Below are 13,283 nucleotides of genomic sequence, written 5' to 3' on the forward strand. Positions count from 1 at the left end.
TCAACCCCGGAAAACGCTGCGGCGCTGGGAAAGCCTGCGGTACAGCGAGTGCTGGATCGACTCGCGGACCTGGTCGGTGAGCGTGAACACCAGCATCGGATCGTCGACCGCTTCCGGGCCGTACTCGTCGGTGCGGATCGGTTCGCCGAACTCGATGGTCCACTTCGTCGGCAGCGGCACCGCGCCGAGCGGGCCCAGCAGCGGGAAGAACGGCGTGACCGGGAAGTACGGCAGTCCGAGCAGCCGGGCCAGCACCTTGAGCTCGCCGATCTTCGGATACGTCTCCTCGGCCCCTACCACCGACACCGGGATGATCGGCACGCCCGCGCGCATCGCCGCGGACACGAACCCGCCGCGGCCGAAGCGCTGCAGCTTGTACCGCGCGGAGAACGGCTTCCCGACGCCCTTGAAGCCTTCCGGCCACACGCCGACCAGTTCGCCGTTGGTCAGCAGGCGTTCGGCGTCGGCGTTGCAGGCGAGCGTCTGCCCTGACTTGCGGGCGAACGACCCGACCAGCGGCAGCTTGAACACCAGGTCCGCGCCGAGGCCGCGCAGATGCCGTCCGCCGGTCTCGTCGTGCACCGCGACCGCGGTCATCAGCGCGTCGAGCGGCAAGGTGCCGGAGTGGTTGGACACCAGCAGTGCGCCGCCCGCCTTCGGCAGGTTCTCGACGCCGAACGTGTCGACCCGGAACCACTTCTCGTACAGCGCGCGCAGCGGCGGCAGCACGAGCGTCTCGGTGAGCTCGGCGTCGAAGCCGAACTCGTCCACCTCGTAGTCGCCGGTGAGCCGGTGGCGCAGGAAGGTGAGCGCGCCGCGCACCGATTCCGACAGCGGATCGGCGGCCGGCTCGCGCACCGGACCGGACGGCTGCGCCGGGAACTCCACGACCGGCGCGTCCACCCGCTCCTCGACCGGAGCCGGGGCCTCGGCCGGCTTCTCCCGGCCGGGTCCATGCAGCGGAATGACCTGTGCCTCAGCACTGTTCACGGGATTCGCCTCGCTTCCGGCCCTCGTCGCGTGGTTCATCGGCGCGCCTGCCCGGTGGCGGCGGCCTCGAGCACCTTGCCCGCCAGCCCGGCCAGCGCACCGCCGTCGAGCACCGGACGCAGGCCGCGGCCGGCCACGTAGTCGTCGAACGCCTCGCGGGTGGTCCAGCGGGGCGTGTACCCGAATTCCTTCTTGAGCTTCGTGATGTCGACCGCGCGGCCGAAGTTCAGCAGCCGCACCTGGTCGGCGGAGAAATCGACCAGCCGGGCGCCGCGCAGCAGCTTCCCGACCGACGGCACCACGCCGCGCGGCATCGGCAGCCCGACCCGGCCCGCCCGGCGGATCGCCTGCGACAGGGTCAGCACGCCCTCGGACGCGACGTTGAAGACGCCCTGCCGGTCTTCCAGCGTCGCCATTTCGAGCACTGACAGCGCGTCTGACCCGTGCAGCAGCTGCAGCCGGGAGTCGTAGCCGAAGACGGTCGGCACGACCGGCAGCGAGAAGTACCGGGCCAGCACGGTGTCGACCTCGGGGCCGATGATGTTCGCGAACCGCAGGAGCGTGACGGTCAGGTCCGGGCGGCGGCGGGCGAGCCCGCGCACGTAGCCCTCCATCTCGACCGCGTCCTTCGCGTAGCCGCTGGTCGACGGCGGGATCAGCTCCGAATCCTCGGTGAACACCGCCTGCGAACGCGCGCCCGCGCCGTAGACCGCGGCACTCGACTTCACCACGAGCTTGCGCACCTTCGGCGCGCGCTGGCACGCGGCGAGCAGCCGCATGGTGCCGATGACGTTGACTTCCTTGACCGCGGCGCGCCGGCTCGGCCCGGCCGGATGCGCGGTGCACGAGGTGTGCACGACGGTGTCCACCTCGGCGCTGCTGATCACCTTCGCGATGAGCGGATTGCGGATGTCCGCGCGGACGAACTCGGCGCGGCCCATCCGCTGCTGGACGTCCTTGGACGGCGGGGCGGTGTCGACGCCGATCACCCGCTCGAGATCCGGATGCGCGCCGAGCCTGGCGAGCAGCTTCCCGCCGAGGTCGCCGGCGACTCCGGTGACGAGCACGATGTTCGAGGCCATGGAACTCCCTGATCGGCAGCAGTGTGCAAGACGGAGTGATCACTCGGGGTGCGCGAACCTGCACTCGCTGGAAGCATCGCGCTGATGCACCTGCCATGTTACCGGCCCCGGACACCCTGCTGACCAGGTCTTACCTGGTATTTACGAGGGACGTCCGGATTGCGATACGCGCCTCACTCGATCGGGCGTAGGAGGGTCCGAACATGAGTGTGGCCCGTCCAGAGACTGGACGGGCCACGAAACTCTAGCCGCGCGGACGGCTCACTTGCCGGCCTTGCGCCGCTGCACGCGCGTACGGCGCAGCAGCTTGCGGTGCTTCTTCTTCGACATGCGCTTGCGGCGCTTCTTGATCACGGAACCCATGGGCGCTCCTCTTGGTCGTCGGTCACGCTGCCCGGCGCAGCGTCCAACGGGTGGAGCGCACAGGCACGAGCGGTTTACCAGGTTACTAGCGTCCCGGCGCGGGCTGGTCGGCGGGCATGGTCTGACGCATGCCCGCCGTCGGATCAGCCCACGTCGAAGTAAGCACCCTGCAGATACTCGTGCACCGCTTTTTCCGGCACCCGGAAGGACTTCCCGACTCTGACCGCGGGAAGTTCGCCCGAATGCACCAGGCGGTACACGGTCATCTTCGAGACCCGCATCAGCGTGGCCACTTCGGCGACTGTCAAAAACTGGACCTGCCCTACCGCGGGCAAATCCTCCCTCTTGTTCGGCGACATGTTTACCGCGTCCTTCGACACGTGTCGCGCCACGAGGCTTCCCCACCTGTGGTATCGACACGCACGTGCTCTTCCGAGGGTAGCGGGACAGGTGGGACTCGTGCGACGCCTGTCACCAGGATGGGCCCTCACCTGGGGCTTCGCGTAGCCCGGACGGCGCAGCAGTATCCGATTTGCCGGATTCGGTCCGGTGTAGTGCTACGACATCGGCACCGCTGAACGGAGCAGCGGGCCCGCCGACGCCCTCCTCCGGGCCCTGGCTCGAAGCGCCTCAATGCGGCATTGGGTGCATGCGACGCACCGAACGCCACGTTGGGTGCGTCAGACGCACCCATTGAGGTTTCTCAGTAGCGCGCGGTATGCGGTGGGTTCGTGGCAGCGATGCTGGTCAGGACGCTGCGGGCGTCGGCCGACTAGGCGCGCCGGGCGGCTCCTCTCCCGCCGAGGTCCGTGAAGGGCTCCTTGAGGGAATCAGATTCCCTCAAGGAGCCCTTCACGGACCTCTCCGCGCACCCACCCGCCGCCAGAGGGACGCAGCCATCCGCGAGCGCGGCGCGTGACGCTGCCCTCGGTCGAGGAGCGCGGTCGGGCTGGTGCGGAGGTCGTGAGGGGAACCCTGACGGAATCTGATTCCCTCAGGGTGCCCCTCACGGACATCAACCGGAGCGGAGAAGCAACGCGGCCCCGTCGACGCTGCGCCTCGCCGCACCAACGCCACCCGCCGCGCCACTGAGAAACCCCAATGAGGTTTTCTCAGTAGGGCTTGGTGGGGGTGTGTCGCCGAGGGGCGAGGCGTGGGGCCGCTGGTAGGACTGGATTTGCTGAAGATCAAGTCCGAGAGATTCCAGAGGCCCCACGTGATTGCCTATGGTGCCACGCTCGACGTGGCGCGCGAGCTGGCCCTGTTCGTCGCGCGTGTCCTGCACGCCGAACGCCGTCGCCGCGGCACCCGCCGCGGCCGGCGCGCGTTGACGCCGTTCGGGCAGGCGGTGCTGGCGCTGGCCTGGTTCCGCGACGCCGTCCCGGTGCACCGCCTCGCCGTCGGCCACGCCGTCAGCGTCGCGACCGCCTACCGGTACCTGCACGAAGCCATCACCGCCCTCGCCGCCCACGCCCCCGACCTGCACCAGGTCCTGGAACAACGCCGCAGCGCCGGGGACGCGCACGTCATCTTGGACGGCACCCTCATCGCCTGCGACCGGGTCGCGGCGACCACCGTCAAAACCAAAGGCCGCAACCGCGGCGCGACCGTCCATCTGTGGTATTCGGGCAAACACCGCTGTTTCGGCGGGAACATCCAGTTCCTCGCCACCGCCGACGGGTTCCCGCTCTGGGTCTCGCCCGTGCTGCCCGGCTCCCGCAACGACCTCGCCTCGGCCAGGCACCACGGCATCACCGGCGCCCTGACCGCAGTCGCGGCCCACGGCCTGAAAACCCTGGCCGACAAGGCCTACCACGCAGCCGGCATCGGCATCCTCACCCCGGTCAAGAAAACCACCGGCCGACCGCCGCTCACCCTCGACGAGCACGCCTTCAACCTGCTCCACACCCGGCTGCGCTGCCTCGGCGAACGCGCCGCCGCAATGTTGAAAACCCGCTGGCGAGCACTCCGACACGTCACCCTCTGCCCGAAACGCATCGGCCACATCACCCAAGCAGCCCTCGTCCTCACCCACCACGAACACCACGGACGCTACTGAGAAAACCTCAATGTGGCATTGGGGCGGTCCGACCGGAGGCGGACGATCAGTTCTCGTGGGCGCGCCCCAGCTCCTCCGAGCGGTCGCGGGCGGCCTCGATCGCGTCGAGCAAAGCCGCGCGCACGCCGTGCTTCTCCAGTTCGCGGATCGCGTTGATGGTGGTCCCGGCGGGGGACGTCACCGCCTCGCGCAGCAGTACCGGGTGGTCCTGGCCCTCGGCCAGCATCTTCGCCGCGCCGACCGCCGACTGGATGATCAGCTGTCCGGCCAGCGCGCGCGGCAGGCCGAGCAGGATGCCCGCGTCGATCATGGCCTCGACCAGGTAGAAGAAATACGCCGGGCCGGATCCGGACAGTGCGGTCACCGCGTCCTGCTGTCGCTCCGGCACCTCGACGACCTGGCCGACGTGCGACAGCAGTTCCTTGACCGTCGCGACGTGCGCGGGCGTCGCGTGCTGGCCGGGTGAGATCGCACTCATCGCCTCGCCGACCAGCATCGGGGTGTTCGGCATCACGCGGACCACCGGCACGCCCTCAGCGAGCCGGCGTTCGTACAGCGCGGTCGGCAGTCCCGCGCACAGCGACACCACCAGCGAGGACGGACCGAGCAGCGGGGCCAGCTCGTCCAGCACCGGCTCGATGTCCTGCGGCTTCACCGCGACCACGAGGATGTCCGCGCGCCGCGCCGCGTCCGCGACGGTCGCCGCTTTCATGCCCGGGTAGCGCGTTTCCAGCTCGCGCGCCCGCTCCTCGTACCGCTCGGTGAAGAGCAGGTCGCCTGGCTCGTGGCCACCGTTGAGCAGGCCCGACAGCAGGGCTTCGCCGATCTTTCCCGCACCCAGCACCGCGATCACACTCATGCGCTTCAGCGTGCCAAACGCGGCTCAGCCGCCCGGTGCCGGGGCGAGCGCCAGCTGCCGCACCTGCGCGACGAGCCTGCCTTGGGAGTCCACGACGGTCGCGTCCGAGTCGAACCACGGCTCGTGCACCGAGCGCGATTCGACGAGGATCCGCAGCCAGCCGGGGGCCGGGCGGGTGCGCAGCAGCGAGGTCAACTGGACCGTCGGGGCCCAGCCGTGCCTGCCGAGGTTCGCCACCACCGGCGGGTTGAGGTCGCCTGCCAGCAGCGAGAAGTACACGTCGGGCTGGCCCACGCGCGGGCGCGCCCACATCCGCAGCCGGGGCGGGTCGCCGGTGCGTCCGGTGAGGAATCCCGCGGTCGCCGCGTCCAGGCGGACGTCGCAGGCGGCGGACAGGTGGAACGGGCCTTCCGGGGTGTCCTTGCCGAGCTGCGGCGCGTTCGACGGCGGTTCGGCAGGCATCTGCGGCAGGTCCGTCCATTCGGAACGACGCATCGGCAACCGGCCGACCGTGACCCTCGCCTCGACGCAAGCCCGGCCGCGCTGTTCGAGCGACACCGCGACCACCGAAACCCGGCGGCCGACCTTGCGCACGTCCGCGCGCAGCAGCACCGGGCCGAGCGCGGGCGCGTGCAGGAATTCGGTGCTCACCGCGAGCGGATCGACGGTCGCGTCCCCGCGCTCGTGCAACGCGGCGGCGGCGGTTTTCGCCAGCAACGCCACCAGGAACCCGCCGTGCGGATGGACCCCGATCGACCATTCCGACCGCAACGTCGCGGTGAACGTGCCGTCTCCGAGCGACCGCACTGAGGTGGCCCCGTCGAAGGCGGTCGCGGTGTCGTCGGCCGCGCTCACGGACGACCGGCCACGGCGATACGGCGCGTGGAACCGGGTCCGGCGAAATCTGGAGACGGCGATGGCAACGAGGTCACGCCCGCACTTTACGGTGCCCGGCCGCCTTTGCGAGCCGAGCAGGGCAGGGACCGCCCGGACAGCCGAGCAAGATCACCCAGGGATCATTGCCCCAGATGCAACCGGGCGAACAACAGCGCCTCGGCCAACGCCCGCGCCCGCGCCGCCGCCCCCGTGGCATGCCGGGTGTTGACCTCCAGCACCACCTGCCCGGCGAACCCGTCACTGACCAGCTTCTCCAGCAACTCCGCACACGGCTGCCCGCCATGCCCCGGAATCAGGTGCTCGTCCTTCGGAATCCCCGTCCCGTCCGCCAAATGGACGTGGCTCAACCCCGTCCCCATCCGGTCCGCGAGCGCGAGCGCGTCCATCCGCGCCGCGGCCGAATGCGACAGATCCAAGGTGTAGTGCCGGAATCCGACGTCCGTGGGATCGATCGACGGCCGGAACGCCGACACCCGCGCATCCCGCGAACCGCCGGGCGGGCGGACCTTGAACATGTTCTCCACCGCGACATCCACGCCGCTGGCGTCCTCGAGCTCGTCTACAAGATCGCCGAACGCGTCGCCGTATCGCCGCTGCCATCGGAACGGCGGATGCACCACGACCGTGCGCGCGCCGAGTTCCAGCGCGGCGTCCACGGAGCGGCGCAGGCGCACCTCCGGATCCGGCGACCAGATCCGCTGTGTGATCAGCAGCGACGGCGAATGCACCGACAGCACCGGCATCCCGGTACGCCGCGACCAGCGCCGGATCGCCGAGACGTCCTGGCTGATCGGATCGGCCCAGACCATGACCTCGACGCCGTCGTAGCCGAGATCGGCGGCCAGCTCGAACGCCGCGCCCGCGCGCAGCGGCCACACCGAGGCGGTGCTCAGACCCACGGGGACGGGCGCGCTCTCACTCACGCGCCCATCCTGCCCCAGGGTCCTTCGCGGCGGACTACTTGGCCACCAGCAACAGCGCCGCGGGCGACACCGTCACCACCAACCCGACGAGAATCGCCAGCAGGGTCGTCTGCAGGTCCTCGGCACGGCGGATCTTCCGCACGATCCAGACCAGCGCGACGATCACCAGCAACGCGCCCACGAGCGCGGCGGGCGCGAGGTTGACCCACAGCCAGTTGAAGCCCAGCCACACGGCGGCGCCGCCGACGACGCCCAGCGCGAGCTGTCCGGCCAGCGTCAGCCACTGCTTGCCCGCGGACACCTCGGGTTCCGGCTCGGCTTCGGCCTCCGGAGCGTCCTCGGCGACGGCTTCCTCGGGGTAGTCGTCGTACTCGTCGCCTTCGGCGTAACCGTCGGCGTGCTCGTAGCCCTCGGCGTGCTCGTACCCGTAGCCGTCGTCGCCCTCGAAGTCCGGCTGGCCGTCGGGGTAACCGGACGGCTCGGCGAACTCGCGCTCGTACTCGGCCAGGTCGTCGTCGACCGGGTCCTTGGCGCCAGGGGCGAACGGCATCGGGGCCGGGTAGCCCGCGGTCGGCGGGCCCGCGTCGTAGTCCGCGGCGGCGGGCGGGTACTCGTCCTCGTAACCGTCGTCGACGTAGTCGTCCTCGGCGTACTCCTCGGCCGGTGCCGGCTCCGCACCAGCGGGCGGGACGGCCGGCATCATGCCGACCTCGGTGTCCTCCAGCTGTTCCGCCTGCCGACGCTGCCGCCAGCCGGCGAGACCCGCCGGCGGCGCGTCCTCGGCGACACCCTCAGCGGGTGGGCCGTCGATCGCGTCGAACTGCTCGGTGTGCGGCTCCTGCTTCGGTGCCGGACGGCGGGCCGGGGCACGCCGCGGCCGGTTCGGGGCCGGCGGGGCGCCAGGCGCGGGGAACGCACCGCTCGCCATCGGCGGCGCGGGCGGTTCCGGGGCGTCGCCGTCGAGACCGTCGAGCCGGGCAGCCAAGCCACCGTCCTGAGGCGGGGGCGGCGGAGCCTGCGGCGCCGGCCGACGGCGGACCGGCGGCACCGCGCCGCGGGTCTCCTCGTCGGCGGCCTGCGGACGCGGCGGACGGCCGCGCGGCGGCACCGGCATCTGCCCGGATTCCTGCGGCGGCGCGGGCGGACGCACGTAGCCGGAGTCTTGCGGCGCGGCGGGACGCAGGTAGCCGGTGCCCTGCGGGCCTGGCGCGGGCGGCGCGGGACGGGCGAACTGGCCCGACTCCTGCGGCGGCGCGGGCGGGCGCACGTAGGCCGAATCCTGCTGGCCGTTGGCAGGCCGCGGGTACTGCCCGGACTCCTGCGGCGGCGCCGGGGGACGCACGTACGCGGAGTCCTGCTGGCCGTTCGGAGCCGGGTACTGCCCCGAGGGCTGGCCGTTCATCGGCGGCGGCCCGGCGTCCTGCGGCGCGGGGTACTGCCCCGAAGGCTGCTGCCCGGGACGCGGGTACTGGCCCGATTCCTGCGGACCGGGCCGCGGGGCCGCGTCCGGACGGCGGCGGCCGCCAGAGGGACGCGAAGGAGGCGGCGGGGTGCCGCCCTCGGACGCCACCCGGTCGATGATCGCCTGCGGTCCGGTGTCGGTGAGGCCCGAGCGCCGCGGGGCGGCCTCGTCCTCGTCATCGGCCGCCCTGCGCCTGCGTCGCCGTCCGCCGTCGACCTGCTGCCCGTGCTGGGCGAGCAGTTCGGCCACGGTCTTCTGGGGCTGGTCGCCGCCGGTCTGGTCCGTCATACCGTGCTGTCCAAAGCGCGCTCGGGGTTGGTTGTGGTCACTCGGGCACACCCGCCTCCGGAGCCGCGCGCAATCGACACCGTGCAGTGCATGTCCGTCACCTCTTCACCGTGCCTGGTCTTCGTCGGCCAAGTCCAGTCCGCTGCTGTCACCGGTCCTCCCCGCTCGCCGAAACGCCGGAGATCGCGGTTCCAGTTTCGTCCGCACCGTTGGCGTGGTCCAACCGCCGCAGGATGACACCCTCTCGCAGCGCCCAGGGACAAATCTCCAACTCCGTGAGAGAGAGCGCCCGCATCGCGGCCTGCGCCACCAGCGCGCCCGCCACGAGCTGGTGCGACCGGCTCCCGCTGACGCCTTCCAGCTGGGCCAGATCAGCGGCGGTCATCCGCGAAATGAAGGCGATGAGCTGGCGAAGGGCAGTGTCGGTGAGCGTACGGCGCACGCGGGGGCCCGCCGCCGAGGGGGCCGCCCCGGTCAGCCGGGCGAGCGAGCGGAACGTCTTGGACGTCGCCACGACCCGGTCCGGAAGGCCCTGGCCGGCGACCTTTTTCGCGAGCCCGGCGAGCTGGTCCTCGAGCCAGGCCGACGTCGCGACGACCTCGGACCGGGTGGGCGGGTCGTTGCGGAAGCGGGTGCGGGTGGTGCGCCCGGCTCCCAGCGGAAGCGACTCGGCGAGTTCGGGTTCCTCGTCGCGGCCCATCGCGACCTCGAACGACCCGCCGCCGATGTCCAGCACCAGCAGTTTCCCCGCCGACCAGCCGTACCACCGGCGCACCGCCAGGAAGGTGAGCCGCGCCTCGTCCTCGCCGGACAGCACGCGCAGGTTGACGCCGGTCTCGGCGCCTACCCTGGCCAGCACCTTCGCCGAGTTCTTCGCCTCGCGCACCGCGGACGTCGCGAACGCCAGCACGTCCTCGCAGCCGAGCCGCGCGGCCGCGGCCTTGGCCGATTCGACCGCCCGGACCAGGCCGTCCTCGCCCGGACGGCTCAATTCGCCGGAGCCGGTGAGCTGTTCGGCCAGCCGCAGCATCGTCTTCTCGGAGTGCATCGGGGTCGGGTGGGCGCCACGGTGGGCGTCGACCACGAGCAAGTGGACGGTGTTGGAACCGACGTCGAGTACCCCTAGGCGCACGAGGATTCAGCGTACCGGTCCCAGCGCCAGGTCTCGAAACTGTAACCAACTCCACTCGGATCAACATCGACTCAGCGTGCGCGATCCGGCACGGTGTGCGCAGAAACCCGGACAAAAGCCGTGAAGGACTCCTTGCGGGAATCAGATTCGCGCAAGGAGCCCTTCACGGACCGGTTGTCCCGGCGGACCCCGCGTTCCGCCGGGAGACCGCTCAGGTCTCGAACTTGTAGCCGAGCCCGCGCACGGTCACCAGGTGCCGCGGCGAACCCGGGTCCGGCTCGATCTTCGAGCGGAGCCGCTTCACGTGGACGTCGAGCGTCTTGGTGTCGCCGACGTAGTCCGCGCCCCACACCCGGTCGATCAACTGGCCGCGGGTGAGCACCCGGCCGACGTTGCGCAGCAGGTACTCCAGCAGGTCGAACTCCTTGAGCGGCAACGAAACCTCGCCGCCGTCCACGGTCACCACGTGCCGTTCGACGTCCATCCGCACCGGTCCGGCCGACAGCACCAGCGGCGCGAGTTCGCCGTCGCTGCCCGGCTCGCCGCCGCGGCGCAGCACCGCGCGCACCCGCGCGATCAGCTCGCGCGCGGAGTACGGCTTGGTCACGTAGTCGTCGGCGCCGAGTTCCAGCCCGACGACCTTGTCGATCTCGCTGTCGCGCGCGGTCACCATGATCACCGGCACCGCGGAGCGCTGCCGCAGCTGCTTGCACACGTCGGTGCCGCTCATCCCGGGCAGCATCAGGTCGAGCAGCACGATGTCCGCGCCGTTGCGGTCGAACTCTTCCAGCGCCTGCTGGCCGGTCACCGCGACCGCCGCGGTGAAACCCTCCTTGCGCAGCAGGAAGGCGAGCGGGTCGGCGAAGGACTCTTCGTCCTCGACTATGAGAACCCTCGTCACAGGTTTCCTCCATGGTCTGGGCTGGAGACTTCCTGCCCGGTTGCCACGAGCCGGGGTGTCCGCTCGGGGGTCTTGTCCGGCCGCGCGGGCGCGGCCTTGCGTGCGGTGTCGGCGGGTTCGGTGCGCACGTGCGCCGGGATGCGCAGGGTGAACGTCGACCCGGTGCCGGGACGGCTCCACAGGCCGACCGAACCGCCGTGGTTGGCCGCGACGTGTTTCACGATCGCCAGCCCGAGGCCGGTGCCGCCGGTGGCGCGCGAACGGGCTTTGTCCGCCCGGTAGAAGCGTTCGAACACGCGCTGCTGCTCGTCCTCGGCGATGCCGATGCCGCGGTCGGTCACCGCGATCTCGACCATGCCGTCGGCGAGCCGGCGCGAGATCGACACCGGGCTGCCCGCCGACGAGTACGCGACGGCGTTCTCCAGCAGGTTCGACAATGCGGTGACCAGCAGCGTCCGGTCGCCCTCGATGAGCAGGCCGCTCGGGGTGTCGGTGGTGATGGTGATGTCGGCGGATTCCGCGGACAACGTGGTGCGCCCGAGCGCCTCGCGCACGACGGCGTCGACCTCGACCACGTTGAGGTCCGGCAGCCGTTCGGCGCCCTGGAGGCGGGACAGCGCGATGAGTTCGGTGACGAGCTGGCCGAGCCGGGTGGACTCGCGCAGGATCTTGCCGCCGAAGCGGCGGACCTCCTCCACGTCCTCGGCGGCGTCCAGCACGGCCTCGGTGAGCAGCGCGATCGCGCCGACCGGGGTCTTGAGCTCGTGGCTGACGTTCGCGACGAAATCGCGGCGGACCGCCTCCAGCCGGATCGCCTCGGAGTGGTCGACGGCCTCGACGACGGTGAACCCGTCGCCGAGCGGCCGGACCTCGCCGAGCACCGCCTCCGGCTGGCGGCGGCCGCGGCTCTCCAGCGGCGAGAGGTCGACCTCCATCGGCTCGTCGGTCTCGACCACCTGCTCGGCGGCCTTGCGCGCCCGCGGATCCGCCTGGTTGACGCGCACCAGGCCGAGTTCGTACGCCCGCGGGTTGTGCAGCACGAGGTCGCCGAACCGGTTGAGCACGATGACGCCGTTGTTGGACGAGCGGATCAGCCGTTCGAGGAGTTCGGCGACGGTCGGGCCGAGGGGCCGGGCCGCCTCGCGCCGGGCTCGCACCCTGGCCGCGAGGAAACCGGCGACCGCGCCGACGACAAGAGCGCCGATGGCCGTCAGCAGGACAACAGGCGTGGTCACGGGGGAATCGTAAGCATCCCGGTAGCCTTCCGGCCTAGTCCTGGAAGCCCTGTCGTGAGGCGAGTGACACCTGAGGGGTACATATTCGCCTCGGGGTCAGGCCCCGTTCACCCGATCGAGATCTTCCGGCCAAATCGACGCGCTCGGTGTTCAGCGTGCTGAATGGTCCTCGAGGGTTTTGAGGTCCTCGTCGGTCAGTTCGAGCGCCGCCGCGGCGACGTTCTGCTCCAGGTGTGCCGGGTCACCCGTGCCGGGGATCGCCAGCACGTGCGGGCCCTGCGCGAGCGTCCACGCCAGCCGCACCTGAGCGTCCGTCGCGTCGTGCCGCCGCGCGACCTCAGCGACCCGCTCGCCCGCGTCGGACTGTCCGCTCGCGACCGCGAAGAACGGCACGAACGCCACGCCCTGTTCGCCGCACAGCCGCAGCAGTTCGTCGTCCTCGCGGCGGGCGGACAGGCCGTACTGGTTCTGCACGCACACCACCGGCGCGATCGCCTGTGCCTCGGCGAGGTGTTCGGCGCTGACGTTGGAAATCCCCAGCTCGCCGATCAGCCCCTCGGCGCGCAGTTCGGCCAGCGCGCCGAAGTGCTCGGCGAGGGAACCGGTGCCGCGGTCGAGGCCGGTGCCGATGCGCAGGTTGACGACGTCGATGCGCTCGCGGCCGAGTTCGCGCAGGTTCTGCTCGACCTGGCCGCGCAGTTCGTCGGGGCGGGCGAACGGCCGGAACTGGCCGGATTCGTCGCGCGACGGGCCGACCTTGGTGGTCAGCACGAGGTCGTCGCCGTACGGGGCGAGCGCGGCCTTGATCAACGCGTTGGCCGACCAGGTGGCTCCGAAGTAGAACGCCGCGGTGTCGATGTGGTTCACGCCCAGTTCCACGGCCCGGCGCAGCACCGAAATCGCGCGGTCGGCGTCGACCGGTGCGTTCGGATCGAGCGAACCGCCGAGCCGCATCGAACCGAAGCCGAGCCGGTTGACGGTGCGGGAGCCGAGCTGCCAGGTGCCCGCGGCGGCGGCGGGAAGAGTCGTTTCGGTCATGTCTCCAGCGTGCTTCGCGGCCGGCCGCCGCGGCGGGTTTGGCAGCAAGCTGCC

At 71.2% G+C, this 13,283-nt stretch carries 13 protein-coding genes; 1 reads left to right on the top strand and 12 read right to left on the bottom strand.

The window, feature by feature from the left end; all coding sequences use genetic code 11:
• From FKO37_RS00760 to FKO37_RS00775, 4 genes are all read right to left on the bottom strand, one after another.
• On the bottom strand, positions 1 to 1,029 hold the full coding sequence (locus tag FKO37_RS00760; RefSeq protein WP_134734534.1) for a lysophospholipid acyltransferase family protein: 1,029 nt from the start codon (positions 1,027 to 1,029) through the stop codon (positions 1 to 3).
• Positions 1,026 to 2,072: an NAD-dependent epimerase/dehydratase family protein gene (locus tag FKO37_RS00765; protein WP_134734535.1), complete on the bottom strand. Its 1,047-nt coding sequence runs from the start codon at positions 2,070 to 2,072 to the stop codon at positions 1,026 to 1,028. Before FKO37_RS00765 ends, FKO37_RS00760 begins: the two co-directional genes overlap by 4 nt.
• Before the next feature lie 261 nt (positions 2,073 to 2,333).
• Positions 2,334 to 2,435 (bottom strand): 30S ribosomal protein bS22, encoded by a 102-nt coding sequence (locus tag FKO37_RS00770; RefSeq protein WP_007030867.1) that lies wholly within the window; start codon positions 2,433 to 2,435, stop codon positions 2,334 to 2,336.
• Positions 2,436 to 2,578: 143 nt separating this feature from the next.
• Complete coding sequence (locus FKO37_RS00775) at positions 2,579 to 2,794, bottom strand: helix-turn-helix domain-containing protein (protein WP_033291067.1); 216 nt, start codon at positions 2,792 to 2,794, stop codon at positions 2,579 to 2,581.
• An 857-nt stretch (positions 2,795 to 3,651) separates the two neighbouring features.
• On the opposite strand from FKO37_RS00775, the gene FKO37_RS00780 reads away from it, so the two are divergent.
• A complete protein-coding gene (locus FKO37_RS00780; RefSeq protein ID WP_238603465.1) occupies positions 3,652 to 4,494 on the top strand; it encodes a transposase family protein in 843 nt (280 codons plus the stop codon).
• 46 nt (positions 4,495 to 4,540) lie between these two features.
• On the opposite strand, the gene proC is transcribed toward FKO37_RS00780, so the two are convergent.
• The 8 genes from proC to FKO37_RS00820 form a co-directional block, all read right to left on the bottom strand.
• Positions 4,541 to 5,353 (bottom strand): pyrroline-5-carboxylate reductase, encoded by an 813-nt coding sequence (gene proC / locus FKO37_RS00785; RefSeq protein ID WP_037818829.1) that lies wholly within the window; start codon positions 5,351 to 5,353, stop codon positions 4,541 to 4,543.
• A 24-nt stretch (positions 5,354 to 5,377) separates the two neighbouring features.
• Positions 5,378 to 6,208 carry a thioesterase family protein gene (locus tag FKO37_RS00790; protein ID WP_134663664.1) on the bottom strand — a complete coding sequence of 277 codons (831 nt, stop codon included), beginning with the start codon at positions 6,206 to 6,208 and terminating at the stop codon, positions 5,378 to 5,380.
• 161 nt (positions 6,209 to 6,369) lie between these two features.
• Positions 6,370 to 7,173 carry a sugar phosphate isomerase/epimerase gene (locus FKO37_RS00795; RefSeq protein ID WP_238603466.1) on the bottom strand — a complete coding sequence of 268 codons (804 nt, stop codon included), beginning with the start codon at positions 7,171 to 7,173 and terminating at the stop codon, positions 6,370 to 6,372.
• 34 nt (positions 7,174 to 7,207) lie between these two features.
• Positions 7,208 to 8,923 carry a phage holin family protein gene (locus FKO37_RS00800; RefSeq protein ID WP_238603467.1) on the bottom strand — a complete coding sequence of 572 codons (1,716 nt, stop codon included), beginning with the start codon at positions 8,921 to 8,923 and terminating at the stop codon, positions 7,208 to 7,210.
• A 148-nt stretch (positions 8,924 to 9,071) separates the two neighbouring features.
• On the bottom strand, positions 9,072 to 10,055 hold the full coding sequence (locus FKO37_RS00805) for a Ppx/GppA phosphatase family protein (RefSeq protein ID WP_238603468.1): 984 nt from the start codon (positions 10,053 to 10,055) through the stop codon (positions 9,072 to 9,074).
• Between the two features lie 211 nt (positions 10,056 to 10,266).
• Positions 10,267 to 10,956, bottom strand: a complete 690-nt coding sequence (locus FKO37_RS00810) for a response regulator transcription factor (RefSeq protein ID WP_009071942.1) — start codon at positions 10,954 to 10,956, stop codon at positions 10,267 to 10,269.
• Positions 10,953 to 12,191, bottom strand: coding sequence for a cell wall metabolism sensor histidine kinase WalK (locus FKO37_RS00815; protein ID WP_037818823.1), 1,239 nt, complete (start codon positions 12,189 to 12,191; stop codon positions 10,953 to 10,955). Before FKO37_RS00815 ends, FKO37_RS00810 begins: the two co-directional genes overlap by 4 nt.
• A gap of 150 nt (positions 12,192 to 12,341) precedes the next feature.
• Positions 12,342 to 13,229, bottom strand: a complete 888-nt coding sequence (locus FKO37_RS00820; RefSeq protein ID WP_238603469.1) for an oxidoreductase — start codon at positions 13,227 to 13,229, stop codon at positions 12,342 to 12,344.
• Between the last annotated feature and the right edge of the window lie 54 nt (positions 13,230 to 13,283).

Source organism: Amycolatopsis sp. Poz14 (assembly GCF_006704225.1).
GTDB classification, from domain to species: domain Bacteria; phylum Actinomycetota; class Actinomycetes; order Mycobacteriales; family Pseudonocardiaceae; genus Amycolatopsis; species Amycolatopsis nivea.

What these genes read in the sequence shown, in the direction of transcription:
- proC (WP_037818829.1), bottom strand. Translation starts at nt 5,353, where the DNA reads ATGAGTGTGATCGCGGTGCTGGGTGCGGGAAAGATCGGCGAAGCCCTG.
- FKO37_RS00775 (WP_033291067.1), bottom strand. Translation starts at nt 2,794, where the DNA reads ATGTCGCCGAACAAGAGGGAGGATTTGCCCGCGGTAGGGCAGGTCCAG.
- FKO37_RS00770 (WP_007030867.1), bottom strand. Translation starts at nt 2,435, where the DNA reads ATGGGTTCCGTGATCAAGAAGCGCCGCAAGCGCATGTCGAAGAAGAAG.
- FKO37_RS00760 (WP_134734534.1), bottom strand. Translation starts at nt 1,029, where the DNA reads ATGAACCACGCGACGAGGGCCGGAAGCGAGGCGAATCCCGTGAACAGT.
- FKO37_RS00820 (WP_238603469.1), bottom strand. Translation starts at nt 13,229, where the DNA reads ATGACCGAAACGACTCTTCCCGCCGCCGCCGCGGGCACCTGGCAGCTC.
- FKO37_RS00800 (WP_238603467.1), bottom strand. Translation starts at nt 8,923, where the DNA reads ATGACGGACCAGACCGGCGGCGACCAGCCCCAGAAGACCGTGGCCGAA.
- FKO37_RS00765 (WP_134734535.1), bottom strand. Translation starts at nt 2,072, where the DNA reads ATGGCCTCGAACATCGTGCTCGTCACCGGAGTCGCCGGCGACCTCGGC.